Consider the following 26,025-nt stretch of genomic DNA (forward strand, 5'->3'; position numbering starts at 1 on the left):
ATGATGAGTCCCGTTCTGCCTCGTCGGAGGCGGTCGGTGTGGGAGAGGGCCGCGGCGGTCGCCGCGGAGTCATGGGGTACGGCAGGTGCGGGTGTCAGGTGCGGGCGGGCACGATCCGCTCGGCGCGCTCCAGCGCCGTCAGGCGCACCTGCCGGTAGGCGTCCAGCCGGGCGCCGTACGCGCCGTCCAGCTGCGCCAGATAGTGGGCCTCGCGGTCCTGGCCCACGGACCTGAGGGAGACCTGGCGGGCGCAGGTCGCGTCGGCGACCGCGATCCGGGTCTCGGCGGCGAAGCTCCTGGCCTCCTCGGCCCGGCTCTGGACCGCGGGGTGCTCCCGGGTGGCCTGCCGGACCGCGTCCGGGTCCGGGTAGGGGTGGCCGGCGCGCCTCATGCAGCCGGACCAGGCGTGCACGGCGGCGGTGAACCGCCGGTCGTGCAGCAGTTTGCCGACGTAGAGCGGGCGCAGGTTGCTCGCCGTGGTGTCGAGCCGGAACCAGGTCTGCGGATCGCCGTAGAGCCGGCGCTCGGCCTCGGCGTCGCAGCCGCCGGTCTGCTTCCTGACCTCGCCCCCGCCCGGGACGTCGGTGCGCAGCAGTTCGGCCTGCCGGCCGCCGTCGAGCGCGGTGTCGTACGCGGCCTGCCGGGTGGCGGTGAGGCCCTTGCGGTAGGCGCTGTTGGGGTTGCGCAGCCGGGCGCGGTCCTCCTTCGCGGTGATCCGGCTGCCGTATCCGTAGGTGCGGGCCCAGTTCACGTCGTCCTGGACGTAGCCGAGCGGCCTGCTCTCGGCCAGGCTCAGCGGGTGGTCCGTCCAGTAGCGGAAGCCGTGGCGGGCCATGCACCGGGCGACCAGGCGCTGTTCGGCGTCCGATACCCGCAGGTCCTCCACGTAGGTGAGGTCGCGGACCCGGTGCGCGGCGACGGGGGCCGAGCCGCCGCCGGACGTCCGGGAGCAGCCGGTGAGGGCGAGCGCGGCCACGGCGGCGACGGCGCTCAGTCGCGCGGCACTTCGGCGGAAGGCGGTGCGCTTCATCGGGTCACTCCCTGGCGTGCGGCGAACGGCTCGGGTCCTACGGGCCGTTGACGCCATCGGAAGGGCGTTCGTATGACATGCGGCCGCCGGGTTTTTTCGGCGCCACGGATTTCACGGCGGACCGGGGAGCGCGGTCATACGGGAGCCGCCCGCAGGCCGTCTCCCGCACAGGGGGCGCTATGGCCACCCACAGAAACCAGCCAACTGCGGCAGGAGGGAGAACGGCTCCCGCAGCGCCGAAGGGTCAAGGCCCCGTCCGGTACGCCGGGCGTCGTGGGGGTTCCGTCCGACCGGTCGGGCGGAACGGTTCCGGACACGACGGCCCGGCTGTCGGCCTGCCCCGACGGTGGCCGCCGATATCGTTGTCGATATCCGCGGGGCGGCGATCGGGGACCGATGTTCGAAGTACGTCTGCTCGGCCCGGTGGAGGTCTGGGAGGGCGGCAGGCGGGCCCCGCTCGGCGGCTCCCGGCCACTGGCCGTCCTCGCCGCGCTCGTCGTCCATCTGGGCGAGGTGATCTCCACCGAGCGCCTCGTGGACTTCGTCTGGGACGAGGAGGCGCCGGCCACCGCGGCCGCCCTGGTCGCCACCCATGTCTCCGCCGTACGCCGGGCCCTGGCCCGGGTCGGCACGGCCGAGGTGATCCGCACCCGGCCGCCCGGCTATCTCGCCGACCTCGCCCCGGACCGGGTCGACGCCCGCCGCTTCGAGGAACTCCTCGCGGCCGGGCGGTCCCTGGGCCGCACGGAGGAGGCCGCCGACATCCTCGCCGAGGCGCTCGGGCTGTGGCGGGGCCGGGAGGCGCTGGAGGGGCTCGGCCAGTCGTTCGCCCGGATCGAGGCGGCCCGGCTCGGTGAACTGCGGCTGGTGGCCCAGGAGGAGTCCTTCGGGCTGGCCCTGGACCTGGACCGCGCGGACGGCGCCATCGCACCTCTGCTCGCCCATGTCGCCGCGCATCCGCTGCGCGAGCGGCCGCGCGGCCAGCTGATGACCGCCCTGTTCCGTACCGGCCGGGTCTCCGACGCCCTGCGCGTCTACCAGGAGGGCCGCGCGGCGCTCCGCGACGAGCTGGGCATCGACCCGGGACCGGAGCTGCGGGCGGTGCACCAGGCCGTCCTCACCCATGACACCGGCGTGCTGGGGACCGGACAGGCGGCGGCCCCGACGGTACCGGCTCCCCGGAGCGGGCGGCCGCGCCCCGCGCCCTCCCATCTCCCGCCCGACATCGCCGACTTCGTGGGCCGGGCGGACCAGGTCAAGTGGGCGACCGAGCTGGTGCGGGGCGTCGGCGACACCGGCCGGACCGCGCCGCCGATCGGGGTGATCTCCGGGCGCTCCGGCATCGGCAAGACCGCCCTCGCCGTGCACGTCGGCCACCGCACCGCCGACCTCTTCCCGGACGGCCGGCTCTTCGTGGACCTGCGGGCCGCCGACACCACCCCGCTGGAACCCGCCGACGCGCTGGCCCGGCTGCTGCGGGCGATGGGCGTCGACCCGGACACGCTGCCCTCCGGCGTCGAGGAGCTGACCGGCCTGTACCGCACGCACATCGGGCACCGGCGGACCCTGATCGTCCTGGACAACGCGGCCGGTGAGGCGCACCTGCGGCCCCTGCTCCCGCCGGGCCCCGGTTCGGCGGTGCTGATCACCAGCCGCCGCCGACTGGTGGCACTGGAGGGCGCCGCCCATCTGGACCTCGCCGTCCCGGACGAGGCCGAGGCCCTCGACCTGCTGCGCCGGGTGGCCGGTGCGGGGCGGACCGGGGCGGAGCCGGAGCGGGCCGCCGAGATCGTCGCCCTGTGCGGGCGGCTGCCGCTCGCGGTGCGGATCGCCGGCGCCCGCCTGGCGGCCCGCCCGCACTGGGCGCCCGGCCGGCTCGCCGAACGGCTGCGCGACGAGCGCCGCCGGCTCAACGAACTCAGCGCCGGGGACCTGGAGTTGCGCACCAGCCTGGAACTCGGCTACGCGGACCTCGGCCCACAGGAGCGCCGGGCGCTGCGCCGCCTCGCCCTGCTGGACCTCCCGGACTTCGCGGCCTGGATCGCCGCTCCGCTGCTCGGCATAGGGACGGAGGAGGCCGAGGAGGCCGTCGAGCGGCTGGTGGACTGCCACTTCATCGACGTGATCGGCGTGGACGGCACCGGGCTCGCCCGCTACCGCATCCACGACCTCGCCCGCGAACACGCCCGCGAGCGCTGCCTCGTGGAGGAGAGCGCCGAGGACCGGGCGGCCGCGGTGCTGCGGCTGGCCGCGAGCTGGCTGGACCTCGCCCGGAAGGCGGCCGCCCGGGGCCCCGGCGGCGCGGCCCGCCACTTCCCCGAACCGGCCGCGGTCCGCCCGCTCGACCCGGAGACCGAGGAGGCGCTCCTCGCCCGGCCCGCGGCCTGGTTCGCCGCCGAGCAGGCCGGGCTGCTGGCCGCCGTGACGCACTGCGCCGACCACGGCATGGCCCGCACCGCGCGTGATCTCGCCGGGGCGCTGATCGCGAGTTCGGCCGCGCTGTACAACCAGTTCGATGCCTGGTCCCGCGCGCACACCGCGGCCATGGCGGCGGTGCGGCGCGGCGGGGACGTGGAGGGCGAGGCCTGGCTGCTCGCCGGGCTCGGCCAACTCCGTTACGAGCAGGACCGCTTCGAGGACTCGTACACCTACTTCGCGGACGCGCTGCGGCTGTTCGGGGAGCGGGTGCCGGACGGGTCGGCCGTGGCGCTCGCCGGGATGGGCACCGCCCGCCGCGAACAGGCCCGCTATGCCGAGGCACTGGAGCTCCTGGAGGCCGCGCTGGAGCGGTACGGCGACACGGGCGACGCCGGGGCCCGGGCGGGGGTGCTGTACGGCATCGGCTACGTGCACCTCGAACAGGGGCGCGGCCCGCGGGCCCGGGCGGCGCTGTCCGGGGCCCTCGCGCTGTACCGGGCGGCGGCCGACCTGCACGGCGAGGGGCTCACACTGCGCCTGCTGGCCCTGTGCGACCGGGCCGACGGACAGTACGCCGACGCCGAACGGCTGCTCCACGACGCGCTGCGGCTCTTCACCGGCCTGCACGACACCTTCGGCGTGATGTACACCGAACAGGCCCTGGCCAAGGTGGAGTTGCGCACCGGACGGACGGAGGAGGCAGGACTGCGGCTGGCCCGCTGCCTGGCGGTGGCCCGGGAGCGGCAGGACCGGTTCGGCGAGGCGCTGGTGCTGCGCACGCTCGGCGAGCTGCGGCTGGCGGACGGGGACACCGACGCGGCCCGGGAGCCGCTGGAGCCGGCCGCGGCCCTCTGGGCGGAGCTGGGACTGCCGCTGTGGCGGGCCCGCACGCTGTGGGACCTCGCCTCGGTGTGGTCGGCGGACGGCGAGACGGAACGGGCCCGGGTGGCACGGGCGGAGGCGCTGGAGGTGTTCCGGTCGCTGGGCGGACGGGAGGCGCAGGAGCACGCGGGCGACGAGCTGCCGTAGCCGTGCCGTGGGCGCACCGGGCCCGACTGCGGCTGCAGAAGCGCTGGTGGCGCGCTTGCAGGGAAGCTGCAGAGCAATTGCAGGGGCCCCGGGCACGCTGTTCTGCGTGACGGACATCATCACGCTCTCCGACTCCCGGGTCGCCGAGGTCACCGAGCAGGAGTGCGGTGAACCCCTGGTCGACCTGCGGGAGACACCCGGCCTGCGGATCGACCTCCGCCAGGCCGACACCGACGGCAGCTACGCGCACCTGCGCCTCGGGGCGCTGCGCCGGCTGCTCCAGGCCCAGTCCCTGCTGCCCGCCGGGGTCCGGTTCCTGGTGGTCGAGGGGTTCCGGCCGCCCGAGCTGCAGCGCCGCTATTTCGAGGAGTACGCGGCGACCCTGCGCGCGGCCCACCCCGACGCCGGTCCGGACCGGATCCGCGAGCTGGCCAGCGCCTACATCTCGCCGCCGGAGGTGGCCCCGCACGTGAGCGGCGGGGCGGTCGACCTGACCCTGTGCACCGCCGACGGCACCGAGCTGCCGCTGGGCACGGAGGTCAACGCCACCCCGGAGGAGAGCGCGGGCGCCTGCCGTACCGGGGCACCGGACGTCGGTGCCGCGGCGCGCGCCAACCGGGCGCTGATGGGACGGGCCCTGACCACGGCCGGCTTCGTCAACTACCCCACGGAGTGGTGGCACTGGTCCTACGGCGACCGGTACTGGGCCCTGCTGAGCGGGGCACCGGCCGCCCGCTACGGACCCGCCGCCGCACCCGTCCGGCCCGCCTGACCGACGGACCGGACACCTCTTCCGCACCACCAACCACCATCGGGGGGACGACCATGGAGAACCACGGCGGCACCTGTACACGGGACCCGCGCGACGGCTTGGACGACGTCCACGAGCCCATGAGTCCGGCGGAGTTCGACGCCGGCTTCACCGCCGACATGCCCAGACTGCGCAGACGGCTGCTCGCCCTCACCGGCAACCCGCACGACGCCGACGACCTCCTCCAGGAGACGTACCTGCGGCTCTCCCGGCGGGCCCGGGCCAGGAACCTGACGTCCCAGCGGCATCCGTACGCCTACACCTGCGCGGTCGCGCTGAACCTGCTGCGCGACTCCTGGCTGCATCCGTCCCGACGGGAGAGCACCACCGACCGGCTGCCGGAGGCCGGCTGGGACGGCGGCCTCGGCACCTACGAGGCCTCGGCCACCGCCCTCGCGCTGCTGAGCGTGCTCTCGCCGAAGGAGGCGGCCGCGGTGATCCTCGTCGACCTGGAGGGGCTCACCCACGACACGGCCGGGGAACGGCTCGGCGCCCATCGCGGCACCGTCCAGCGCAACCGCATGCGGGCGCTGGCCAAGATGCGCGCGGCGCTGGCCGGTTGAGCTCCGGGTGCCGCGCCCCGACGGGGGTGGGGCGCGGCACCCGGTGGATCCGCCCGACCCCCGCACCCGGCTCCACGTCGACGAAGGATGCGCACCTTGAACCTCATCACGCCTGCCAGGACGCTCGCGGCGGTCGCGGCCCTCGCGACGGCCCCGCTGCTGCCCGTCACCGCGCATGCCGCCGCCCAGGACACCTCGTGCGGTGTGCTGGCCTCCGGCGCCTCGGCCACCGCGCAGGCGGCCGTCGCGGCGGCCTGCTCCCAGATCGGCGTCTGGTACAGCTGGGGCGGCGGCCACGGTGCCACGCCCGGTGCCACGTACGGCTACTACGACGGCTCCGACCCGGACAGCCTGCACGACAACGAGCGCATGGGTTTCGACTGTTCGGGCCTGATGCGGTACGCGTACTACCGGGCGACCGGCCGTGACCTGCTCAACGGCACCGCCGACGACCAGTTCCACAGCCCGCAGGCCTCGGCCCGCTTCTCGGCGGGCCAGGGCACCGCTCCGCTGGTCCCCGGCGACCTGATGTTCTGGGGCAGCGGGTACATCCACCACGTCGCCATGTACCTGGGCGCGGGGCAGATGGTCGAGGCGTACGAGTCGGGCACCCACATCCGGGTGACCCCGGTCCGCACGGGCGGCGACTACGCGGGCGCGATCCGCATCAACCCGACCGGCACGCCGGTGCCGCCGCCGGCGAACGGCGGTTCGACGTTCCAGACGTGGGGCACCGGGGTGCACACGCACTCCACGCCGAGCGTGCACGCCCCGGTCGTCGACACCTTCGCCGGTCCCACGCAGATTTCCGTCCAGTGCCAGGAGCACGCGGAGGAGGTGAGCGCCGAGGGCTACACCAACGACATCTGGGCCAAGCTCGCCGACGGCTCCTGGATGACCAACATCTACATCAAGGGCCCGGCCGAGCTGCCCGGCATCCCGGACTGCGGCGGCGACAGCCCGACGCCGCCGAGCGGGGGCAGCACAGCGTTCCAGACCTGGGGCACGGGCGTGCGCACGCACAGCCAGCCCAACGTGAACGCCGGTGTCGTGGACTACTTCGCGCAGCCGACGACGGTCAACGTGGTCTGCCAGGCGCACGCGCAGACGGTCACCGCCGAGGGCTACACCAACGACGCCTGGTCCAAGCTGACCAACGGCGCGTGGATGACGAACATCTACCTCAAGGGCCCGGCCTGGCTGCCGGGGGTGGCGACCTGCTGACCTGAGCCGACCGCGGGGTGCGCGGCCCACCGGGCACCCCGCCCGTGCGCGCAGCTACTCACTTTGTTGACTAAGCAGGGCCGCCCGCTGTTCGAGTCTGCGCAGCGCCAGCTCCCCCCACTGCAGGTTCTCCCGCTCGAAGGACATCCCGCGCAGCAGGGTCAGGTACGGGCCGATGCGCTCCGCCTCGGCGAAGTAGGCCTCCTCCGAGCGGCCGGCGAGCAGGCGCTGCCGGATCCGTTCGTAGCGGGCCAGTTTGGCGACGGCCCACTCCAGGCGCCCGGCGACGGCGGTGCGCACCGCGTCCAGGTCGCCGGCGTCCGCGCACTGCACCTTGACCAGCAGCTCGTCACGGACCACGGCCGGCCGGGCCGGGGGCTCGGCCGTGTACGCGCGGACCGCGTCGCGTCCGGCCCGGGTGAGCGAGAACAGCCTCTTGTTGGGGCGACGTTCCTGCTCGACGACGCGGGCGGTGACCAGCCCCTCGGCCTCCATACGCTCCAGTTCGCGGTAGAGCTGCTGGGGCGTCGCCGTCCAGAAGTTGGCGACCGTCGCGTCGAATCCCTTGGCGAGGTCGTATCCGGAGGCCTCGCCCTCCAGAAGGGCGGCCATCACCGCGTTCCGCAGAGCCATGTGTGCACGCTAGCATGCGCCTACTCAACTTTTTGAATAGGTGAGGTGGACCCCATGCACCCCGTGCACCCCTTCCGCGAGGCCGTCGAGAACCACGACATGGACGCCGTGGCCGCCCTGCTCTCCGACGACGTCGTCTTCACCAGCCCGGTCGCGTTCAAGCCGTACCCGGGCAAGCCCATCACCGCCGCGATCCTGCGGGCGGTGTCGCAGGTGTTCGAGGACTTCACCTACGTACGGGAGATCGCGAACCCGGACGGCCGCGACCACGCCTTCGTGTTCACGGCGACGGTCGCCGGCAAGGAGCTCCAGGGCTGCGACTTCCTGCACTTCGACGAGGACGGGAAGATCGACGAGTTCACCGTGATGGTGCGCCCGCTGTCGGCCGCGCAGGCGCTGTCCGAGGCGATGGGCGCCCGGTTCGAGCAGATCGCCCAGGAGGCCGCCGCGGCCCGGTGAGGCCGGCGGAAGCTGCGGGCCCGGCTCCCGCGTCGCCCGGTCAGGGAGCCCCGTCGCCCGATCGAGGGACTGGTGGGTCCGGGGCTCCGGCCACAAGACTCGGATCATGACCGCTTCCTCCGACCGGTCGCAGGCGGCGCTCGCCTGGGACACCCCCGCGGCGGCGGCCGCCTACCGCGACCGCGACATGCGGCTGGCCCGGCAGCTGATCTTCCCCGCGGTCCTGGACGGGGTCGGCACTCCCCCGTACCCCGGCGCGGCCGTCCTGGACATCGGCTGCGGCACCGGCGCCCTGACCCTGGAACTCGCCGACACGGGCGGCTGGTCGGTGCAGGGCGTCGACCCCTCGGCGCACATGCTGGACATCGCCCGCGCCGACCGCCCGCACCCGCGCGTCGGCTACCGCCTCTTCGACGGCCGTTCGCTGGCCTGGATCCCGGACGGCACGATCGACGCGGCCGTCTGCTGCCTGGTCTACTGCACCGACCCCGACGACCTGCGGCTGGCCGCGCTGACCGCCGAGATCCACCGCGTGCTCCGGCCCGGCGCCCCCTACGTCCTCGCCGACCTCAACCCGGGCGCGGTGGGGGAACAGTTCGCCACGCTGCGGTACGGCGAGCCCGGCGCGTCCTACGCCGAGGGGGCGCCCGTGCCCACCGAGCTGCGCCGGCTCGACGGCGGCTCCGTCACGACCGTCTGCCACTACCGCTCCCTGCCGGCCTACACCGCCTTCCTCACCGGGGCCGGTTTCACCGCGCCCGCCACCGACACCCCCTTCGCGACCGGGCCCGACCGGGCGGCCGGGCCGGGCCGGGCCCCGTACATGGTGCTCAGCACCGCCCGTCCCGGGGCAGGCCGGTGAGCGCGTCGCGCAGGCCGGCGCGGGAGGAGACGCCGAGTTTCGGGAAGGCGCTGCGCAGGTGCGCGGCCACCGTGCGGGGCGAGAGGTAGAGCCGGGCGGCGATCTGCTTGTTGGTCAGCCCGGTCGCGGCCAGCTGGGCCATCTGCAGTTCCTGCGGGGTGAGCAGGGCCGGGCGGTCCGCACCGGACGCCGTGCCGGGGACCGCGATGCCGCTGGCCCGCAGTTCGTTCGCGGCCCGGGCGGCCCAGGGGGCGGCGCCCAGGCTCTGGAAGGTGCTGAGCGCGGCGTCGAGATGGCCCCGGGCCGCCGCTCCGGCCTTGGCCCTGCGCAGCCGTTCGCCGTAGAGCAGCCGGATCCGTGCCCATTCGAAGGGCCAGCGCCGGGCGCCGGGCGTGGCGATGGCGCTCTCGAACAGGTCGTGGGCGCCGGCGTCCGGGGTGGCGACGGCGCGGGCGGCGGCGGTCAGCATCGTCAGCCGGGGCGAGAGGGCGGGGATCTGGGCCTCGCCGACCGCGGCCACGTGGGCGGCGGCCTCCGCGTGGCGGCCGGTGCGGGCCGCGGTCTCGGCGAAGTCCAGGAAGAACCAGAGGGCGTGGGGCTGGTAGGGCGGCAGTTCGCCCGGGGTGACGACCGCCGCCAGATGCCGGTACGCGCTCTCGAAGTCGGCGCTGCCGAGCGCGCACAGCGCCCTGATGTGGGCGGCGTACACGCCCAGGGTGTCCAGTCTCCGCGGGCCGCCCCAGGACACCAGGCGGTCGGCGACGGTCAGCGCGGTGCGGGTGTCGCCCTGGGCGGCGGCCAGCAGGCCCCGCACGTACCGGCAGGGCTGCGCGGTGAGCCGCACAGCCGATCAGACGGGCCTCTCTCGTCCGGGGGCCACTCCGCGCACATCGGCTCGGGCTCTTCATGGCGACAGACTAGGCAGTACTCCGCGGCCCGCTCGTCGCCCGGACGCGGCAGATACCGGTACCGCGACCGCGGTACTCCGGCGTCCGTCATCCCTTGCCGCCGCTGAAGTTCCGCCACTGGGGCCCGATCTGCCGCCATTCCGCGTCCCATTCGGCGAGGCGGCGCCGTAGCAGCTGCCGGCGGACCACCCATCCGCCGCCCCACACCGCGGTGGCGACGACCGGGGCCACGAGGACGGCGGTCGCGAGGGATTCGCAGGTGACCTCGGCCCGGCTCGGCGGCGGACCGACCAGCCGGCCACCACGGTCCACCCAGACCTGCAGCGGGCTGCCCGCCTTGGCCGTGGGCACGGCCTTGGCCAGGCCGGTGCGGGTGGAGCCGTCCGCGGCCGTCCAGCGCACGGTGACCCACGCCTTGCCCACGTCGTAGCCGGCGATGACGGGTGGGCCGTCCGCCGCGTTCTCGGTCAGCCGGGCCGACACCGGGTGGGTGGCGGCGCTCCGGTCGGTGAAGCTCCGGTGCACGGCCGCGCCGGCCGCCCCTCCGGCGAGCAGCCCGCCGAGGAGGGCCAGGGTCCAGACGGCGAGCACGATCCAGGCTTCCACGACGTCGCTGTGGCGCCGCAGCGGATTGCGCCGCCAGCGCCAGAACGGTCTCCTGGCCGCGCGTACGCGACGCGTCCTGGTCATGTCCGGCGCCTCCTTCCGGGGCGTGCCGTCGTGGGCGGCCCGGCTCAGGCCGGTCGAGCGTGTTCCGTGTCGGGGAGGTCGGGGTCCAGGTCCGGGCGGCGGGGCGGACCCGCGAGCGCGCAGTCCACGGCGACCACGCCGTCCACGCCCCGCACCCACCCGACGGCCACCGGCACCAGTGCGGTGTCCGGGACGCGGCCGGAGAGGGTGACGACGCCGTCGCGGACCCGCACGCGCACCGGTTCGGCCGAGTCGGGGAAGAGGTGCGGGACGATGTCGTGCCGGATCTCCTCGGCGATGTCCTCGTCGTCCCGCAGGAACACCTTCAGCAGGTCGGCTCGGCTCACGACGCCCCGCAACAGGCCGTCCGCGTCGACCACCGGAAGCCGTTTGACGCCGTGCCGGGCCATCGTGCGGGCGGCCTCGGGCAGCGGGGCCTCGGGGTGGACGGTGACGGCGGGGACGGTCATCAGCTCCCCGGCGGTGACCGCCGTCGTCTTGGTCCCCTCGGAGCCGGGCCGGGGGCCGGGGTCGTCGGCGCGGGCCTGCTCCTTGCGCAGCAGGTCGGCCTCCGAGACGACGCCGACGACACGGCCGTCGTCGTCGAGGACGGGGGCCGCGCTCACCTGCCACCGCTGCATGGCCTTCACGACGTCCTTGAAGGGCGCGCCGCGGCGCAGGGCGAGGACGGTGTGGGTCATCACGTCGTTCACGACGTGTGGAGTGCCGGTCATGGCGACCTCCAGGGTTCGGCTGCCGTGGTCCGACACCCCCAGAATCGTTCATCCGTGCCCTGCGGGCATAGGCCGAACGGTCCCGTTCCCGGTTCCGGCCCTCCCGGGGCCGGTCCTCCCGGGCCGGGCGGCCGGGGCGGCGAGCCGGACAGCGCGGGCAGTTCGACGCTACGGCCTCGTCACCGGCACCCGCCACACCAGCGTCGTACCGCCGCCCTGCGGACCCCGGGACCCCTCCGGACCTCCGCGGCAGGTCCACTCCAGTCGGCCGCCGAGTTCCGCCGCCCGCTCCGCCATGTTGCGCAGCCCGCTGCGGCGGCCGTCGGCCGGGATCCCGACGCCGTTGTCCCGGACGGTGAGGACCAGTTCCCGGCCGTCGGTCACCAGGACGATCTCCGTGCGGTCGGCGCGGGCGTGGCGGGCGATGTTGGTCAGGGCCTCGGAGAGGACGGCGACCGCGTGGTCGGCGATCTCCTTGGGCACGTCGGTGTCGATCAGCCCCTCCATGCGGACGCTCGGCGCGAACCCGAGCGCCGGGGCCGCCTCGCCCGCCACCTGCACCGCGCGCGCCCGCAGCCCGGCGCCGGCGCCGCCCTCCCGGGTCCGCAGCCCGAAGATGGTCGACCTGATGATCTTGATGGTCTCGTCCAGGTCGTCCACGGCGCGCAGCACCCGCTCGGACGCCTCCGAGTGCTCGATGAAACGCCCGGCGCTCTGCAGGGTCATCCCGGTGGCGAACAGCCGCTGGATCGCCAGGTCGTGCAGGTCCCGGGCGATCCGGTCGCGGTCCTTCAGCACCGCGATCTCCTCGGCGTCCCGCCGCCGTTCCGCCAGCTCCATCGCGATGGCCGCCTGGGCCGCGAAGACCTGGAGCGGCTCGGTCTCCTTCGCGGTGAACGGCGGCTGCCCCGCCTCACGGGCCAGCAGCACCACACCGCGCACCCCCGTCCCGCCCGTGCCGATGGGGATGGCCACCGCCGGGCCGAGTCCGCCGAAGCGCGGCGGCTCGGGCGTGACCCGCTCGTCCTGGGTGACGTCCATGCTGGTCACCGCCGCGCCCTCGGCGAACGCCAGGCCCATCAGGGTCCTGTCCATGGCCAGCACCAGCCCGCGGTGGGCGTCCGCGTCCATGCCGACGGCGATCTCCACGGTGAGCGAGTCGGTGTCCGCCATCGGGGTCGCGACGGCGGCCAGCGCCGAGCCGGTGATCTCCCTGGCCTGCTCGGCGATCAGCCCGAGGGCCTCGGCGCTCGCGCTGCCGGACATCAGGCTGTGGCTGATCTCCGCGCTCGCCCGCAGCCAGCGCTCGCGCAGCCGTGACTCCTCGTACAGCCGGGCGTTGTCGATCGCCACGCCGGCCGCCACGGCCAGCGTCGACGTCACCGACACGTCCTCCTCGTCGAACTGGCCGCCGCCCCGTTTCTCGGTGAGGTAGAGGTTGCCGAAGACCTGGTCGCGGACGCGGATCGGGACGCCGAGGAAGGTGTTCATCGGCGGGTGGTTCGGCGGGAAGCCGTACGAGGCCGGATGCTCGGAGAGCTTGGTCAGGCGCAGCGGCTCGGGGTGGCGGATCAGCTCGCCGAGGATGCCGTGGCCCTCCGGGAAGGGCCCGATCCGGGCGATCTCCTCCTCGGTGACGCCAACGGTGTGGAAGGCCGACAGCCGCCTGCCGTCGGGCCCGATCACGCCGAGGGCCCCGTACTCGGCGTCGACCAGCACGGCCGCCGCCTCCACGATGCTGCGCAGAGCCTGCTCCAGGTCGAGTTCCCGGCCGACCGAGAGCACCGCCTCCAGCAGGCTGTGCACACGGTCCCGGGTGCCGCGCGCGGCGTCCAGCCGGGCCTGCAGCTCCTCCAGCAACTCGTCCAGCCTGAGCTGCGGCAACCGCACCCGGGCCGCCTCATGGCTCTCCACCGCACTCCTCCCGATCCCGTCGACTCACACACCGGCAGGTCCGGTCAAAGCCCACCGTAGTGGGCACCGACCGCACCGGGCACCCCGATCCGGCAAGTCACGGTCGCCCCCGGAGCACCCGGCGTCGCCCGGCCCGGAGCGGGGCATCCGTAACCGGTGCGTCGGCCGTGGCGCAAGGGCCGAGCTGCCCCCGACAGGTGACCATCGGCACCTGCTCCGGGGCAGGGGCGGGGAGAGACTGGGCCGAGGAGCGGCACCGGTCCCCCGCGGTGTCGCTCCGCCCGTGTCACCGGTCCGCTCGAACCCGCCGTCACCTGGTCCGGCTCGGGGTGCGGCGGAGGGTGCGGAGGGTCAGGAGATGGGATCCAGGCCGTACAGGGTCCGGCCGCCGGTCAGTTCGCGTCCGGTGACCAGCTCCGGCTCGATGCGGACGAAGACCTCCCGGGGGGAGGACACCCAGGACGTGGGGCCGTCCCGGACGAGCCGTTCGTGTTCGACGGGGTCGTCGACCACGGTCGCGCGGCCGGTCACGACGACGCTCCAGCCGGCGTGCGCGACGGCGTCGACCTCGTCGGCCTCGAAGGCGACGACGGAGCCGTCGATGGCCCGCACCAGCTCCGAGGCCGCGGACGTGCGCAGCACCACCGCTCCGTCCCGGTCCAGACCGAAGTTGACGGGCAGCACGGCCGGCAGCGCCCCGCGTGTGTGGACGATTCGGCCGACCGGCACCCCGGCGAGCAGTCTCAGGCACTCCCGCCGGTCGAGTTCGCGGAATCCGTCGTTGGCATACATCGGCCGTCCCGTCTCCCAGGTCTCTCGCGTCGTCCCGCTGGAGGTACGACGTCGGTGCCACCCCGCAGCTCCAGCCTGTCCCGGCCCTGCGGGATGCGCTTGGGCCGTCCGGCCCCGGTCGCCCGCCGGACGGGCCCTCGTACGCCGGGACGGGGCGGGACCGCACGCGCGGACGGGGCGGGACCGCGCGCCAGGACGGGGCGGGACGGGTCGATCGGGTCTGCCACCGGGGAACCGAGGGGGGCCGAACGGCCCTTCCGCGTGACCCGCGGGCTGGACTTCGCTCTGTCCATGGCCGACAACCACCCGAGGTCCGCGACCTACCGCACGACCCGTACCGACGGCGGCGCCACCGTCGTCACCCTGCACGGCGAACTCGACCTCCTGGCGATTCCGGCGCTCTCCGCGGCCCTCGACCGACTGACGTCCGGTGCGGAGCCGGATCTGGTGCTCGATCTGAGTCCCGTCTCGTTCATCGACTGCTCCGGCCTCAGCCTCCTGTGCCGGGCCGGCAACCGGGTCCGGTACCGCGTCGGCAGACTGCGCCTGGTCACACCGGACGACGGCTTCCCCCGGCTGCTGCGCTGCACGGGGCTGGGCGACACCTTCGAGCTGTATCCCGGCCTCGCCGAGGCCCTCGCCGGCAAGGACGCGCCGGGAGCGGTCGTCTGACCGTGCCCCGCCCGGGGCCGGCGGCCGCACGGGGCCGGCGGCCGGCGGCCCGGCGGTCAGCCGGTCCAGGTCCAGTCGGCGACCTCGGGCAGGTCGGTGCCGTGGGCGCGGATCCAGGCCTGGTGGCGGGTGCGCGCGTCGGCCATCTGCTGGCGCACGGCGGCGGCGCGGACGGCGAGACCGGGGACGCGGTCGATGACGTCCATGACCAGGCGGTAGCGGTCCAGGTCGTTGCGGACGACCATGTCGAACGGGGTGGTCGTGGTCCCCGACTCCTTGTAGCCGCGCACGTGCAGGTTCTGGTGGCCGGTGCGCCGGTAGGCGAGGCGGTGGATCAGCCAGGGATACCCGTGGTAGGCGAAGATCACCGGCTTGTCGGTGGTGAACAGGCCGTCGTACTCGAAGTCGCTCATGCCGTGCGGGTGCTCGCCCTTCGGGAGCAGCCTCGTCATGTCGACGACGTTCACCACCCGCACGGCCAGCTGCGGCAGATGCCGGCGCAGCAGCTGCGCGGCGGCCAGGATCTCCTGGGTGGGCACGTCACCGGCGCACGCGAGCACGACGTCGGGTTCACGGGAGCCGTTCTCCGTCCCCGCCCACTCCCAGATCCCGGCGCCGCGCGCGCAGTGGACGCGGGCCTGGTCCATGGAGAGCCAGTCGAAGCAGGGCTGCTTGCCGGCCACGATCACATTCACGTAGTCGCGGCTGCGCAACGCGTGATCCGCCACCGAGAGCAGGGTGTTGGCGTCCGGCGGCAGGTAGACGCGGACGACCTCGGGGCTCTTGTTGAGGACGTGGTCGACGAAACCGGGGTCCTGGTGCGAGAACCCGTTGTGGTCCTGCCGCCACACATGGGACGTGAGCAGGTAGTTGAGGGAGGCGATGGGGGCCCGCCAGGCCAGCTCCCTTGATGTCTTCAGCCACTTGATGTGCTGGTTGACCATCGAGTCGACGATGTGCACGAACGCCTCGTAGCAGGAGAACAGCCCGTGCCGGCCGGTGAGGAGATAGCCCTCCAGCCAGCCCTGGCAGAGGTGTTCGGAGAGGATCTCCATCACCCGGCCGTGGTGTTCGAGGTGTTCGTCGACCGGGAGCCGCTCGGCCTGCCAGGCCTTGCCGCTGACGTCGAAGACGGCCTGGAGCCGGTTGGAGGCGGTCTCGTCGGGTCCGACCAGCCGGAAGTCCCTGCGCTGCCCGGTGTCCTTCATGACCCGGGCGAGGAAGTCGCCCAGGACCCGGGTGGGTTCGTGCAGGGTCGCGCCCGGCTTCTCGACCGGCACGGCGAACTCGTCGAGGTCCGCCAGGGGCAGGTCGCGGACGAGCAGACCGCCGTTGGCGTACGGCGACGCGCCGAGACGCCTCGCGCCGTCGGGGACACAGGCGAGCACGTCGGCAACGGGACGGCCGTCGGGGCCGAAGAGCTCCTCGGGCCGGTACGACCGCAGCCACGCCTCCAGCTGCCGCAGGTGCTCCGGGTTCTCCCGGACCCCGGCCAGCGGCACCTGATGGGCCCGCCAGGTGCCCTCGACGGGAACGCCGTCCACCTCGGCCGGACCGGTCCAGCCCTTGGGCGTCCGCAGCACGATCACCGGCCAGTGCACGCGCTCGGTCACCCCCTCCTCGCGCGCCGAGCGCTGCATCACGGCGATCCGGTCCAGTGCGGTGTCCATCGCCGCCGCCATGGCCCGGTGCACCTCGCGCGGGTCGTCGCCCGTGACGTGGATCGGCTCGTGACCGTAGCCGCGCAGCAGCGCGTCCAGTTCCGCCTCCGGCAGCCGGGACAGCACCGTCGGGTTGGCGATCTTGTAGCCGTTGAGGTGGAGAATCGGCAGGACCGCACCGTCGTGGACCGGGTCCAGGAACTTGTTCGAGTGCCAGGAGGCGGCCAGCGGCCCGGTCTCCGCCTCACCGTCCCCGACCACACAGGCGACCAGCAGATCCGGGTGGTCCAGGGCGGCGCCGTAGGCGTGCGCGAGGGAGTAGCCCAGCTCACCGCCCTCGTGGATGGAGCCCGGCGTCTCGGGCGCCACGTGGCTGGGCACCCCGCCGGGGAAGGAGAACTGCCGGAACAGCCGGCCCATCCCCGCCGCGTCCCGGGAGACGTCCGGGTAGGTCTCGCCGTAGCTGCCCTCCAGCCAGGAGTTCGCCAGCACGGACGGACCGCCGTGCCCCGGCCCCCACACGCACAACGCGTCCAGCCCGCGCGCCCTGATCACCCGGTTGAGGTGCGTGTACACGAGGTTCAGGCCCGGTGAGGTGCCCCAGTGGCCCAGCAGCCGCGGCTTGACGTGCTCCGGGCGCAGCGGCTCGGTCAGCAGCGGGTTGGACATCAGGTAGATCTGGCCCGCCGCCAGGTAGTTGGCAGCACGCCAGTGCGCGTCCAGGGTGCGCAGTTCCTCATCGGACAGTACGGTGGCGTCCTGGTGTTCGACCTTGGACATCGGATGGCTCCATGGGTAGGTCATCGGGCGGTGGAGGCGGCATGGCCGGCAAGCAGGCGGCGGAGCTGCCGCGCAAGGCGTACGAGGCGGAACTGCTCCGCTTGCAGACCGAGTTGGTGAAGCTGCAGGAGTGGGTGCGGGCCACGGGCGCCCGCCTTGTAGTGATCTTCGAGGGACGGGACGCGGCCGGCAAAGGCGGCACGATCAAACGGGTGACCGAGCACCTCAATCCGCGGAGCGCCCGGATCGCGGCGCTGCCGAAACCCACCGAGCGCGAGCGCACCCAGTGGTACTTCCAGCGGTACGCGGAGCATCTCCCGGCGGCCGGGGAGATCGTGCTGTTCGACCGGTCCTGGTACAACCGGGCCGGTGTCGAGCATGTGATGGGCTTCTGTACGCGGGAGGAGTACCAGCTCTTCCTGCGGCACTGCCCGATCTTCGAGCGGATGCTGGTGGAGTCCGGGATCCTGCTGCGCAAGTACTGGTTCTCGGTGAGCGACACCGAGCAGCAGGAGCGGTTCCGCAAGCGCCTCGACGATCCGCTGCGGCGCTGGAAGCTCTCGCCGATGGACCTGGAGTCGATCACCCACTGGGAGGCCTACTCCCGGGCCAAGGACGAGATGCTGATCCACACCGACGTCACCGAGGCGCCCTGGTACATCGTGGAGAGCGACGACAAGCGCCGGGCCCGGCTGAACATGATGGCCCACCTGCTGTCCACGGTGCCCTACCACGACGTGCCGCCGCCGGTGCTGGAACTCCCGAAGCGGCCGCCGTCGACCGGCTACCAACGCCCGCCGCGGGATCTGCAGACCTACGTCCCCGACCACGCGGCGAGCCTCTGAGCAGCCGCTCACCACGGTCACGGCGACGGTCCGGGGCCGGCCGGCGGAGGGCGGGCGCAGGCCGGAGCTCCGCTGCGGGGGCTCGGACACGGCCATGACGATGATCCCTTCGGGGCGTCGGGGACGGTGCGTACGACTCCTGGTCGGGGCGTCGGAGACGGTGGGTACGACTGCCGGCACCGCCCACTCTGACGGGGCGGGCACGCTCGCGCCGGATGCCGAAGGTCGCTGCCCGTTGGGCTGAACGGCCCTGTCCTCGGGGCCTGTTGGACGTGCGCACGGCGTGTGCAGCGCGGTCCGCCGAGGACCGATGGATGCTGGGACCACCGGACGAGAGGCGGCGCATGACCCACGGCAGAGGCGGCGGTCCCCGGGGGTGGCACCGGCTCGCGCCCGGACTCGTCTCGCTGCTCGGCTACCGGCGTGCCTGGCTGAGGGGCGACCTGCTGGCCGGGGTGACGGTCGCCGCGTACCTGGTGCCGCAGGTGATGGCGTACGCCGGGGTGGCCGGGCTGCCCCCGGTCGCCGGCCTGTGGGCGATCCTGCCCGCCCTGGCCCTGTACACGGTGTTCGGCTCCTCGCGGCTGCTGTCGGTCGGCCCGGAGTCGACGACCGCGCTGATGACGGCCACGGTGGTGGCCCCGCTCGCCGCCGGTGACCCCGGCCGGTACGCCGTGCTGGCGGCCGCCCTCGCCGCCGCGGTCGGCCTGCTCTGCGTGATCGCGCGGGCGGTCCGCCTGGGCTTTCTGGCGGACCTGCTCTCCCGCCCCGTCCTGATCGGCTACCTGGCCGGCGTGGCCCTGATCATGGTGGTGGACCAGCTGCCCAAACTCACCGGGGTACCGGCGACGGGCACCGAGTTCTTCCCCCAGCTCTGGTCGTTCTTCACGCACGTGGGCGAGGCACGGCCGGCGACCGTGGTCTTCGCGGCGGCGACGCTGCTCTTCCTCCTGGTCGTCACGCGGTACTTCCGGGCGCTCCCCGGCCCGCTGCTGGCCGTGGTCCTGGGCACGGCGGCCGTGGTGGCGTTCGACCTCGACGGCCGTCACGGCATCCGGGTCATCGGCACGGTCCCGGCGGGCGTGCCCGGCCTCGCCCTGCCGGACCTGACCGAGGTGCCGCGCCTGGTCCTGCCCGCGCTCGGTGTCCTCCTGGTGGCGTACACGGACTTCATCCTCACGGCCCGCGCGTTCGCCGGCCGGGGTCCCGGCGACGGCCCCGGGCTCGACGCCGACCAGGAGTTCCTGGCCCTCGGCGCGGCCAACCTCGGGTCGAGCGTCCTGCACGGCTTCCCGGTGAGCAGCAGCGCCAGCCGCACCGCGCTGGCCACCTCGGCCGGGGCCCGCAGCCAGGCGTACTCCCTGGTCGCCGGCGCCCTGGTGCTCGCGGTCCTGCTCTTCCTCAGCCCGCTCCTCACCCGGACGCCCGTCGCGGTGCTGGGTGCGCTGGTCGTCTACGCGGCGACGCGCATGACCGACCTCGCGGGTTTCCGCCGTCTGGCCGCCTTCCGTCGCCGCGAGCTGTTCCTCGCGCTCGGCTGCCTGGCCGGGGTGCTCGCCCTGGACATCCTGTACGGCGTGCTGGTCGCCGTCGGCCTGTCGGTGGCCGAACTGCTGACCCGGGTGGCGCGCCCGCACGACGCTGTCGAGGGCCTGGTGCCGGGCGTGGCCGGTATGCACGACATCGACGACTACCCGACCGCCCGGACGATCCCGGGGCTCCTGGTCTACCGCTACGACTCGCCCCTGTTCTTCGCCAACGCCGAGAACTTCCACCGCCGGGCCCTGGCCGCCGTCGACGAGCAGACCGGGCCCGTCCGCTGGTTCGTGCTCAACACCGAGGCCAACGTGGAGGTGGACATCACCGCCCTCGACGCGGTCGAGGCCCTCCGCCGCGAGCTGACCGCGCGCGGCGTCGTGTTCGCCCTGGCCCGGGTGAAGCAGGACCTGCTGGACAGCCTGGAGACGTACGGCCTCGCGGACGCGGTCGGCCACGACCGCATCTTCCCGACCCTGCCGACGGCGGTGACGGCGTACCGCGCGTGGCTGGCGGCGCAGCCGGGGCAGTAGACCCGGGGGCAGCGCCGGGCGCGTACCACCGAAGCGACGGTCCGGGGCCGGCGACGTACCGACGGTCCCGGGCCGGGCAGTACCGAAGGTCCCGGGCACTTACCGAAGGTCCCGGGCCGACGGGCCGCTCGGCCCATGGCCGGTCCGGCGCCGGCGCCGCACCCTGACAGTGCCGGCTCGTCCACAGATCCCGTCACACGTCCCGTCCCGTCCCGGGAGGCTGCCATGAACGCCCCGCCGACCCTGAGCATGCTGCGCGCCCTGCCGGCCGACCAGCAGCGGCAGCTGATGCGCCATGCCCGGGAGGTCTCCTTCACGCCGGGAACCAGGCTCTTCGAGGAAGGCGGCCATGCCGACCGGTTCTGGCTCATCCGGACCGGCCGCGTCGAACTCGACATGCGCGTCCCGGGCCGCCGGGCCGCCGTCATCGAGAGCCTCGGACACAACGAACTGGTCGGCTGGTCCTGGCTGTTCGCACCCCCCGTGTGGCACCTGGGCGCCGAGGCCACCACGCCCGTACGCGCCTACGAGTTCGACGCCGCGACCGTCCTGGCCCTGTGCCGGGAGGATCCGGTGCTGGGCAACGCGGTCAGCCAGTGGGTGGGCCAGGTGCTCGCGCACCGCCTGCGCGCGGCCCGCAAACGGCTGCTGGACCTGTACGCCCCGTACGGCGCCGGGGCGAGCGTCTGACGAGCGGGGGGGCGGACGTGGGAATCGAACCAGGATGGGATCCGGCGTTCGGTCTCACCGGGGGGCAAGTGGGGCCGGTCGGCCCTAGTACAGCCGGCCCTGGCGGACAATGATCCTCATGGGGCGGCCCGCGGTCTGCCCTCCGTCCGGGAACAGCCGGAAAACCGGGGACAAGGGGACGTCATGGCAGAGCCACGCACCTTCTCGGAGCAGGACCCGATCCGTGTGTTCCTGGTGGACGACCACGAGGTCGTCCGGCGTGGCCTGACGGACCTCCTCGACGCGGAGCCCGACATCTCGGTCGTCGGGGAAGCCGGCACCGTCCAGCACGCCCTCGCCCGCGGCCCCGCGCTGCGCACGCACGTCGCCGTCCTCGACGTCCGGCTGCCCGACGGCGACGGCATCACGGTCTGCCGGGAGCTGCGCGACCAGATGCCCGACCTGGCCTGCCTCATGCTGACGTCGTTCGACGACGAGGACGCCCTGCTGGACGCGATCATGGCCGGGGCGTCCGGCTACGTGCTGAAGCAGATCAAGGGCTCGGACCTGGTCTCGGCGGTCCGTACGGTCGCCTCGGGCCAGTCGATGCTGGACCCCGCGACCACGGCCCGCCTCATGCGCTCGCTGCGCGCCGACCCGGCCGAGACCCCGGCCATGCCGCCCGAGCTGGCCGACCTGTCCCCCCGCGAACGCGACATCCTCGCCCTCATCGGCGACGGACTCACCAACCGCGAGATCGGCAGGAAGCTCTACCTCTCCGAGAAGACCGTCAAGAACCACATCTCCCGCCTCCTCGCCAAGCTGGGCGTCCAGCGCCGCGTCCAGGCCGCGGTCCTCGCCTCCCATCTGGAACAGCCGGAGACCGGGGGCCGGCCGGCGAAGTAGGCCGCCGGGGACCGAGCCCGGGCCCAGGACACCACGACACACGCGAACTCACTCCCGCCGGCCGGGCGAAGCGGCTCGCCGAGGGCTCGGACGGCGCGGACCGCCGCACAATGGTGGCGACCGAGTCCGGGACGTCCGAGTCCGAGTGAAGGTGTCCAGGGAGGGCGTGCGATGACGGAGAACGCGGGCGGGGCCGACGCCGAGCGGCTGCGGCTGGCGGAGGCCGACGCGGGGCGGGTGCCGTGGCGGCGGTGGGGGCCGTATCTCAGTGAGCGCCAGTGGGGCACGGTCCGCGAGGACTACAGCGCCACCGGCGACGCCTGGTCGTACTTCACGCACGACCAGGCCCGCTCCCGTGCCTACCGCTGGGGCGAGGACGGCATCGCGGGCGTCAGCGACGACAAGCAGCGGCTCTGCTTCGCGCTCGCGCTGTGGAACGGCCGCGACCCGATCCTCAAGGAGCGGATGTTCGGCCTCACCAACGCCGAGGGCAACCACGGCGAAGACGTCAAGGAGTACTACTTCTACCTCGACAGCACACCGACCCATTCGTACATGAAGTTCCTCTACAAGTACCCGCAGGCGGAGTTCCCCTACGACGAACTGGTGGCCGTCAACCGCGACCGCGGGCGCTCCGACTTCGAGTACGAGCTGCTGGACACCGGTGTCTTCGACGAGGACCGCTACTTCGACGTGTTCGTGGAGTACGCCAAGGCCGGTCCCGAGGACCTGCTCGTCGAGATCACCGCGCACAACCGCGGCCCCGACGAGGCCGCACTGCACGTGCTGCCGACACTGTGGTTCCGGCACACCTGGTCGTGGGCGGGCGGCACCGCGGTGCCCGGCCTGCGGCACACGGACGGCGCGATCCTCGCCGAGCATGACGAACTCGGCACCCACCGGCTGTACTTCGAGGGCGGGGCGGAGACCCTCTTCACCGAGAACGACACCGACAACGAGCGCGTCTTCGGCAGCCCCAACGCCACCCCGTACGTGAAGGACGGCATCGGCCGGTACGTCGTCGACGGCGCGCGGGACGCCGTCAACCCCGGGCGCGCCGGCACCAAGGCGTCCGTCCACCAGGTGCTCACCGTGCCCGCCGGCGGCAGCGCCACCGTCCGGCTGCGCCTGACATGCGATCAACTCGCCGACCCGTGGGGCGGGTTCGGGCAGGTGATGGCCGCGCGCCGGGCCGAGGCCGACTCCTTCTTCGAGGGGGTCGTCCCGGACGGCCTCGGCGCGGACGAACGGCGGCTGGTGCGGCAGGCTCTGGCCGGGATGCTGTGGAGCAAGCAGTACTACTACCTCGACGTGGAACGGTGGCTCGCCGAGCACGGCGTCGATCCGCTCGCCGCCGACCCGCGCGTCCGCAACAGCGCCTGGTACCACATGGTCAACGACGAGATCATGTCGATGCCGGACACCTGGGAGTACCCGTGGTTCGCGGCCTGGGACCTCGCCTTCCACACCATCGCGCTGTCCATGGTCGACATCGGCTTCGCCAAGTCGCAGCTGGAGCTGCTGCTGCGCCGCCTGTATCTGCATCCCAACGGCCAGATCCCGGCGTACGAGTGGAACTTCGGCGACGTCAACCCGCCGGTGCACGCCTGGGCCGTCCTCTTCGTCTACGAACTGGAGAAGCGCCGCACGGGTCGCGGTGACCGCGCCTTCCTGGAGAACGCCTTCCAGAAGCTGATGAAGAACCTCTCCTGGTGGCTGAACCGGAAGGACGTCGACGGCAACAACGTCTTCCAGGGCGGGTTCCTCGGCCTGGACAACATCGGGGTCTTCGACCGCAGCGCGCCGCTGCCCACCGGCGGCCATCTCGACCAGGCCGACGGCACCGCGTGGATGGCCCTGTACTGCCAGAACCTGCTGGAGATCGCGGTCGAGCTGGCGGCCGACAACCCGGTGTACATCGAGCAGGCCCAGACGCTGTTCGAGCACTTCGCGTGGATCGCGGTCGCCATGAACCGCATCGGCAAGGACAACGTGAGCCTGTGGGACGAGGAGGACGGCTTCTTCTACGACGTGCTGCGGCTGCCCGACGGCAGCGCGACCCCGCTGCGGGTGCGCTCCCTGGTCGGTCTGATCCCGCTCGTCGCGACCAGTGTGGTGGGCGCCTGGACCGACCGGCGGTTCCCCGAACTCGTCGAGGGAGCACGGGAGTTCGTGCGCCGGCATCCGGCCGTCGAGGGGCTGGTCGCCTCCCACCCCTCGCTCGGGTCCGGCGCGGCGGGACGGCATCTGTTCGCGCTGTTCGACGAGGACCGGCTGCGCCGGATCCTGTCCCGCATGCTCGACGAGGAGGAGTTCCTCGGCCCGCACGGCATCCGCTCCCTGTCCCGCCACCACGCCGCGCACCCCTACACGTTCGAGGTGCACGGGGAGACGTACGGCGTCGGCTATCTGCCCGCCGAGTCCGACTCGGGCATGTTCGGCGGCAACTCCAACTGGCGTGGCCCGGTGTGGTTCCCGGTCAACATCCTGCTCGTCCGCGCCCTGCTGAACCTGCACGCCTACCACGGTGACGGCTTCACCGTGGAGTGCCCGACCGGTTCCGGCCGGCAGCTGAACCTGTACGAGGTGGCCCGGGAGATCTCCGGCCGGCTCACCTCGACCTTCCTGAGCGACGACGACGGCCACCGTCCGGTGCACGGCTCCCAGCCCAAGTTCGCCAAGGACCCGCACTGGAAGGACCTGATCCTGTTCTACGAGTACTTCCACGGCGACAACGGCGCAGGCCTCGGCGCCTCCCACCAGACCGGCTGGACCGGGCTCGCCGCGGTCACCGCCACCCTGTTCCATGTCGTCGGCGCGGGAGACTGGGGCGCCCTGCGGGAGGAGCCGCTGTCATGACGGTGATCTACGAGATCAACACCCTGGTGTGGCTCGGCGAGTTGGGCGGAAGGTACGGGCGGCCGGTCACCCTCGGGGACGTCCCGGGCGAGGTCTGGGACGAGGTGGCACGGCCGGGCGTGGACACCGTGTGGCTGATGGGTGTGTGGCAGCGCAGCCCGGCCGGGCTGCGGATCGCCCTGGACAACCGGGAATTGCTCGCCTCCTTCCGCGCGGCGCTGCCCGATCTCACCGAGGCCGACATCGCCGGGTCCCCGTACTGCGTCCGGAACTACGTGGTCGACGACGCCCTCGGCGGTCCGGAGGGGCTGGCCGCGGCCCGGGCCGAACTCGCCGCGCGCGGGGTGCGGCTGGTCCTGGACTACGTCCCCAACCACGTGGCCCCCGACCACCCCTGGCTCACCGAGCGGCCGGACTGCCTGGTCCGGGGCACACCGGACGACCTGGCCCGCGCACCGGAGTCGTTCCTGGAGGCGGGCGGGCAGGTGTACGCGCGCGGCCGCGACCCGTACTTCCCGCCCTGGCCGGACGTGGTCCAGCTGAACGCCTTCAGCGAGCGGCTCCGGGCGGCGACGGTCGAGACACTGGTGTCGATCGGCGACCAGGCCGACGGTGTGCGCTGCGACATGGCGATGCTGCCGATGAACGACGTGTTCGCCAAGACCTGGGGCGACCGGGCGGGGCAGGTCCCCGCCGAGGACTTCTGGCCGTACGTCATCCGCGCGGTACGGGAGCGCCACCCGGGTCTCCTCTTCGTCGCGGAGGCGTACTGGGACCTCGAACGGGCGCTCCAGCAGCAGGGTTTCGACCACTGCTACGACAAGCGGCTCTACGACCGCCTGGTCCACGAGGACGCCGACTCCGTCCGCGCCCATGTGCGGGCCGGTCCCGGGTACCAGCGCGGGCTCGTCCGGTTCCTGGAGAACCACGACGAGCCCCGGGCCGCCGCCGTCCTGCCGGGCGGCAAGGAGCGGGCGGCGGCCGTGGCCGTGGCCACCCTGCCCGGCGCGACCCTCTGGCACGAGGGCCAGTTCGAGGGCCGCAGGGTCCGCCCGCCCGTGTTCCTCGCGCGCCGGCCCGAGGAACCGGCCGACGCGTCCCTGCGCGACTTCCACGACCGCCTGGTGGCCGCCGTGGCCCCCGTGCGCGACGGCGACTGGCAACTGCTGGACTGCACCGGCTGGCCTGACAACGACACCCACCGCAACCTGCTCGCCTGGTCCTGGAGCACGGCCCGGAAACGCTGCCTGGTCGTGATCAACTACTCCGGGCAGCCCGCCCAGGGGCGGGTTCCGCTGCCCTGGGACGGACTGCGCGGGCACTCCTGCCGGCTGACCGGGCTGCTCGACGGCGGCACCTACGACCGGGAGGGCGACGAACTGGCCGACCCGGGTCTGTTCGTGGCGCTGGACCCCTGGAGCTGGCACCTGCTCTCGCTCGCCCGGTAGCCGGGACGGAGCTTCAACTCCGCCCACTCTCGCACCAGTTTCCGTCACT

Annotated in this window: 21 protein-coding genes; 13 read left to right on the forward strand and 8 right to left on the reverse strand. The window is 73.5% G+C overall.

The genetic code is table 11. The annotated features are described in order from the left end of the window. Window positions 1–94: 94 nt before the first annotated feature. Window positions 95–1,030 carry a hypothetical protein gene (locus ABZ887_RS45175; RefSeq protein ID WP_361304305.1) on the reverse strand — a complete coding sequence of 312 codons (936 nt, stop codon included), beginning with the start codon at window positions 1,028–1,030 and terminating at the stop codon, window positions 95–97. A gap of 396 nt (window positions 1,031–1,426) precedes the next feature. On the opposite strand from ABZ887_RS45175, the gene ABZ887_RS45180 reads away from it, so the two are divergent. The 4 genes from ABZ887_RS45180 to ABZ887_RS45195 all read left to right on the forward strand — a co-directional run bounded on the left by ABZ887_RS45180 (window position 1,427) and on the right by ABZ887_RS45195 (window position 7,075). Further along, window positions 1,427–4,477, forward strand: coding sequence for a BTAD domain-containing putative transcriptional regulator (locus tag ABZ887_RS45180; RefSeq protein ID WP_361304308.1), 3,051 nt, complete (start codon window positions 1,427–1,429; stop codon window positions 4,475–4,477). 106 nt (window positions 4,478–4,583) lie between these two features. Next, complete coding sequence (locus ABZ887_RS45185; protein ID WP_361304311.1) at window positions 4,584–5,249, forward strand: M15 family metallopeptidase; 666 nt, start codon at window positions 4,584–4,586, stop codon at window positions 5,247–5,249. Window positions 5,250–5,368: 119 nt separating this feature from the next. Then, window positions 5,369–5,851, forward strand: coding sequence for an RNA polymerase sigma factor (locus tag ABZ887_RS45190; RefSeq protein ID WP_361304378.1), 483 nt, complete (start codon window positions 5,369–5,371; stop codon window positions 5,849–5,851). Between the two features lie 87 nt (window positions 5,852–5,938). After that, window positions 5,939–7,075: an NlpC/P60 family protein gene (locus ABZ887_RS45195; RefSeq protein WP_361304314.1), complete on the forward strand. Its 1,137-nt coding sequence runs from the start codon at window positions 5,939–5,941 to the stop codon at window positions 7,073–7,075. A 54-nt stretch (window positions 7,076–7,129) separates the two neighbouring features. Here ABZ887_RS45195 and ABZ887_RS45200 read toward each other — a convergent pair whose 3' ends face one another. After that, a complete protein-coding gene (locus ABZ887_RS45200) occupies window positions 7,130–7,708 on the reverse strand; it encodes a PadR family transcriptional regulator (RefSeq protein WP_361304317.1) in 579 nt (192 codons plus the stop codon). A 63-nt stretch (window positions 7,709–7,771) separates the two neighbouring features. Between ABZ887_RS45200 and ABZ887_RS45205 the strand changes: the two genes are divergently transcribed. Further along, window positions 7,772–8,167 (forward strand): nuclear transport factor 2 family protein, encoded by a 396-nt coding sequence (locus ABZ887_RS45205; protein ID WP_361304381.1) that lies wholly within the window; start codon window positions 7,772–7,774, stop codon window positions 8,165–8,167. 106 nt (window positions 8,168–8,273) lie between these two features. Further along, window positions 8,274–9,029, forward strand: a complete 756-nt coding sequence (locus ABZ887_RS45210; RefSeq protein WP_361304320.1) for a class I SAM-dependent methyltransferase — start codon at window positions 8,274–8,276, stop codon at window positions 9,027–9,029. Here ABZ887_RS45210 and ABZ887_RS45215 read toward each other — a convergent pair. The 5 genes from ABZ887_RS45215 to ABZ887_RS45235 form a co-directional block, all read right to left on the reverse strand. Next, window positions 8,998–9,873: a helix-turn-helix transcriptional regulator gene (locus ABZ887_RS45215; RefSeq protein WP_361304323.1), complete on the reverse strand. Its 876-nt coding sequence runs from the start codon at window positions 9,871–9,873 to the stop codon at window positions 8,998–9,000. The two genes, ABZ887_RS45210 and ABZ887_RS45215, sit on opposite strands and share 32 nt — an antisense overlap. A gap of 151 nt (window positions 9,874–10,024) precedes the next feature. Then, on the reverse strand, window positions 10,025–10,627 hold the full coding sequence (locus ABZ887_RS45220) for a hypothetical protein (protein WP_361304326.1): 603 nt from the start codon (window positions 10,625–10,627) through the stop codon (window positions 10,025–10,027). A 44-nt stretch (window positions 10,628–10,671) separates the two neighbouring features. Further along, window positions 10,672–11,361, reverse strand: a complete 690-nt coding sequence (locus ABZ887_RS45225; protein ID WP_361304329.1) for a CBS domain-containing protein — start codon at window positions 11,359–11,361, stop codon at window positions 10,672–10,674. Window positions 11,362–11,529: 168 nt separating this feature from the next. After that, the gene (locus ABZ887_RS45230; protein WP_361304332.1) at window positions 11,530–13,275 is read right to left on the reverse strand and encodes a GAF domain-containing protein; all 1,746 of its coding nucleotides are present in this window, start codon (window positions 13,273–13,275) and stop codon (window positions 11,530–11,532) included. A gap of 351 nt (window positions 13,276–13,626) precedes the next feature. Next, window positions 13,627–14,067 carry a pyridoxamine 5'-phosphate oxidase family protein gene (locus tag ABZ887_RS45235; protein WP_361304335.1) on the reverse strand — a complete coding sequence of 147 codons (441 nt, stop codon included), beginning with the start codon at window positions 14,065–14,067 and terminating at the stop codon, window positions 13,627–13,629. 291 nt (window positions 14,068–14,358) lie between these two features. On the opposite strand from ABZ887_RS45235, the gene ABZ887_RS45240 reads away from it, so the two are divergent. Continuing rightward, window positions 14,359–14,739, forward strand: coding sequence for an STAS domain-containing protein (locus ABZ887_RS45240; protein ID WP_361304338.1), 381 nt, complete (start codon window positions 14,359–14,361; stop codon window positions 14,737–14,739). 56 nt (window positions 14,740–14,795) lie between these two features. Here ABZ887_RS45240 and ABZ887_RS45245 read toward each other — a convergent pair whose 3' ends face one another. Next, window positions 14,796–17,180 (reverse strand): phosphoketolase family protein, encoded by a 2,385-nt coding sequence (locus tag ABZ887_RS45245; protein ID WP_361304341.1) that lies wholly within the window; start codon window positions 17,178–17,180, stop codon window positions 14,796–14,798. A gap of 41 nt (window positions 17,181–17,221) precedes the next feature. Between ABZ887_RS45245 and ppk2 the strand changes: the two genes are divergently transcribed. From ppk2 to ABZ887_RS45275, 6 genes are all read left to right on the forward strand, one after another. After that, on the forward strand, window positions 17,222–18,025 hold the full coding sequence (gene ppk2, locus ABZ887_RS45250) for a polyphosphate kinase 2 (RefSeq protein ID WP_361304344.1): 804 nt from the start codon (window positions 17,222–17,224) through the stop codon (window positions 18,023–18,025). Window positions 18,026–18,369: 344 nt separating this feature from the next. Continuing rightward, on the forward strand, window positions 18,370–20,094 hold the full coding sequence (sulP, locus tag ABZ887_RS45255; protein ID WP_361304347.1) for a sulfate permease: 1,725 nt from the start codon (window positions 18,370–18,372) through the stop codon (window positions 20,092–20,094). A gap of 225 nt (window positions 20,095–20,319) precedes the next feature. Beyond that, a complete protein-coding gene (locus ABZ887_RS45260; protein ID WP_361304351.1) occupies window positions 20,320–20,784 on the forward strand; it encodes a cyclic nucleotide-binding domain-containing protein in 465 nt (154 codons plus the stop codon). Window positions 20,785–20,967: 183 nt separating this feature from the next. Continuing rightward, window positions 20,968–21,669 (forward strand): response regulator transcription factor, encoded by a 702-nt coding sequence (locus tag ABZ887_RS45265; RefSeq protein ID WP_361304354.1) that lies wholly within the window; start codon window positions 20,968–20,970, stop codon window positions 21,667–21,669. A gap of 171 nt (window positions 21,670–21,840) precedes the next feature. Then, window positions 21,841–24,528, forward strand: a complete 2,688-nt coding sequence (locus ABZ887_RS45270) for a glucosidase (protein ID WP_361304357.1) — start codon at window positions 21,841–21,843, stop codon at window positions 24,526–24,528. Then, window positions 24,525–25,976 carry an alpha-amylase gene (locus tag ABZ887_RS45275; protein WP_361304360.1) on the forward strand — a complete coding sequence of 484 codons (1,452 nt, stop codon included), beginning with the start codon at window positions 24,525–24,527 and terminating at the stop codon, window positions 25,974–25,976. The genes ABZ887_RS45270 and ABZ887_RS45275 overlap by 4 nt, the downstream gene beginning before the upstream one ends. Window positions 25,977–26,025: the final 49 nt, after the last annotated feature.

The sequence above is a fragment of the Streptomyces sp. NPDC047061 genome (assembly GCF_040643955.1).
Classification (GTDB): Bacteria; Actinomycetota; Actinomycetes; order Streptomycetales; family Streptomycetaceae; genus Streptomyces.

What these genes read in the sequence shown, in the direction of transcription:
- ABZ887_RS45260 (WP_361304351.1), top strand. Translation starts at nt 20,320, where the DNA reads ATGAACGCCCCGCCGACCCTGAGCATGCTGCGCGCCCTGCCGGCCGAC.
- ABZ887_RS45240 (WP_361304338.1), top strand. Translation starts at nt 14,359, where the DNA reads ATGGCCGACAACCACCCGAGGTCCGCGACCTACCGCACGACCCGTACC.
- ABZ887_RS45200 (WP_361304317.1), bottom strand. Translation starts at nt 7,708, where the DNA reads ATGGCTCTGCGGAACGCGGTGATGGCCGCCCTTCTGGAGGGCGAGGCC.
- ABZ887_RS45195 (WP_361304314.1), top strand. Translation starts at nt 5,939, where the DNA reads ATGCGCACCTTGAACCTCATCACGCCTGCCAGGACGCTCGCGGCGGTC.
- ABZ887_RS45265 (WP_361304354.1), top strand. Translation starts at nt 20,968, where the DNA reads ATGGCAGAGCCACGCACCTTCTCGGAGCAGGACCCGATCCGTGTGTTC.
- ABZ887_RS45225 (WP_361304329.1), bottom strand. Translation starts at nt 11,361, where the DNA reads ATGACCGGCACTCCACACGTCGTGAACGACGTGATGACCCACACCGTC.
- ABZ887_RS45235 (WP_361304335.1), bottom strand. Translation starts at nt 14,067, where the DNA reads ATGTATGCCAACGACGGATTCCGCGAACTCGACCGGCGGGAGTGCCTG.
- ABZ887_RS45190 (WP_361304378.1), top strand. Translation starts at nt 5,369, where the DNA reads ATGAGTCCGGCGGAGTTCGACGCCGGCTTCACCGCCGACATGCCCAGA.
- ppk2 (WP_361304344.1), top strand. Translation starts at nt 17,222, where the DNA reads ATGGCCGGCAAGCAGGCGGCGGAGCTGCCGCGCAAGGCGTACGAGGCG.
- ABZ887_RS45270 (WP_361304357.1), top strand. Translation starts at nt 21,841, where the DNA reads ATGACGGAGAACGCGGGCGGGGCCGACGCCGAGCGGCTGCGGCTGGCG.
- ABZ887_RS45180 (WP_361304308.1), top strand. Translation starts at nt 1,427, where the DNA reads ATGTTCGAAGTACGTCTGCTCGGCCCGGTGGAGGTCTGGGAGGGCGGC.
- sulP (WP_361304347.1), top strand. Translation starts at nt 18,370, where the DNA reads ATGACCCACGGCAGAGGCGGCGGTCCCCGGGGGTGGCACCGGCTCGCG.
- ABZ887_RS45175 (WP_361304305.1), bottom strand. Translation starts at nt 1,030, where the DNA reads ATGAAGCGCACCGCCTTCCGCCGAAGTGCCGCGCGACTGAGCGCCGTC.
- ABZ887_RS45275 (WP_361304360.1), top strand. Translation starts at nt 24,525, where the DNA reads ATGACGGTGATCTACGAGATCAACACCCTGGTGTGGCTCGGCGAGTTG.
- ABZ887_RS45220 (WP_361304326.1), bottom strand. Translation starts at nt 10,627, where the DNA reads ATGACCAGGACGCGTCGCGTACGCGCGGCCAGGAGACCGTTCTGGCGC.
- ABZ887_RS45245 (WP_361304341.1), bottom strand. Translation starts at nt 17,180, where the DNA reads ATGTCCAAGGTCGAACACCAGGACGCCACCGTACTGTCCGATGAGGAA.
- ABZ887_RS45210 (WP_361304320.1), top strand. Translation starts at nt 8,274, where the DNA reads ATGACCGCTTCCTCCGACCGGTCGCAGGCGGCGCTCGCCTGGGACACC.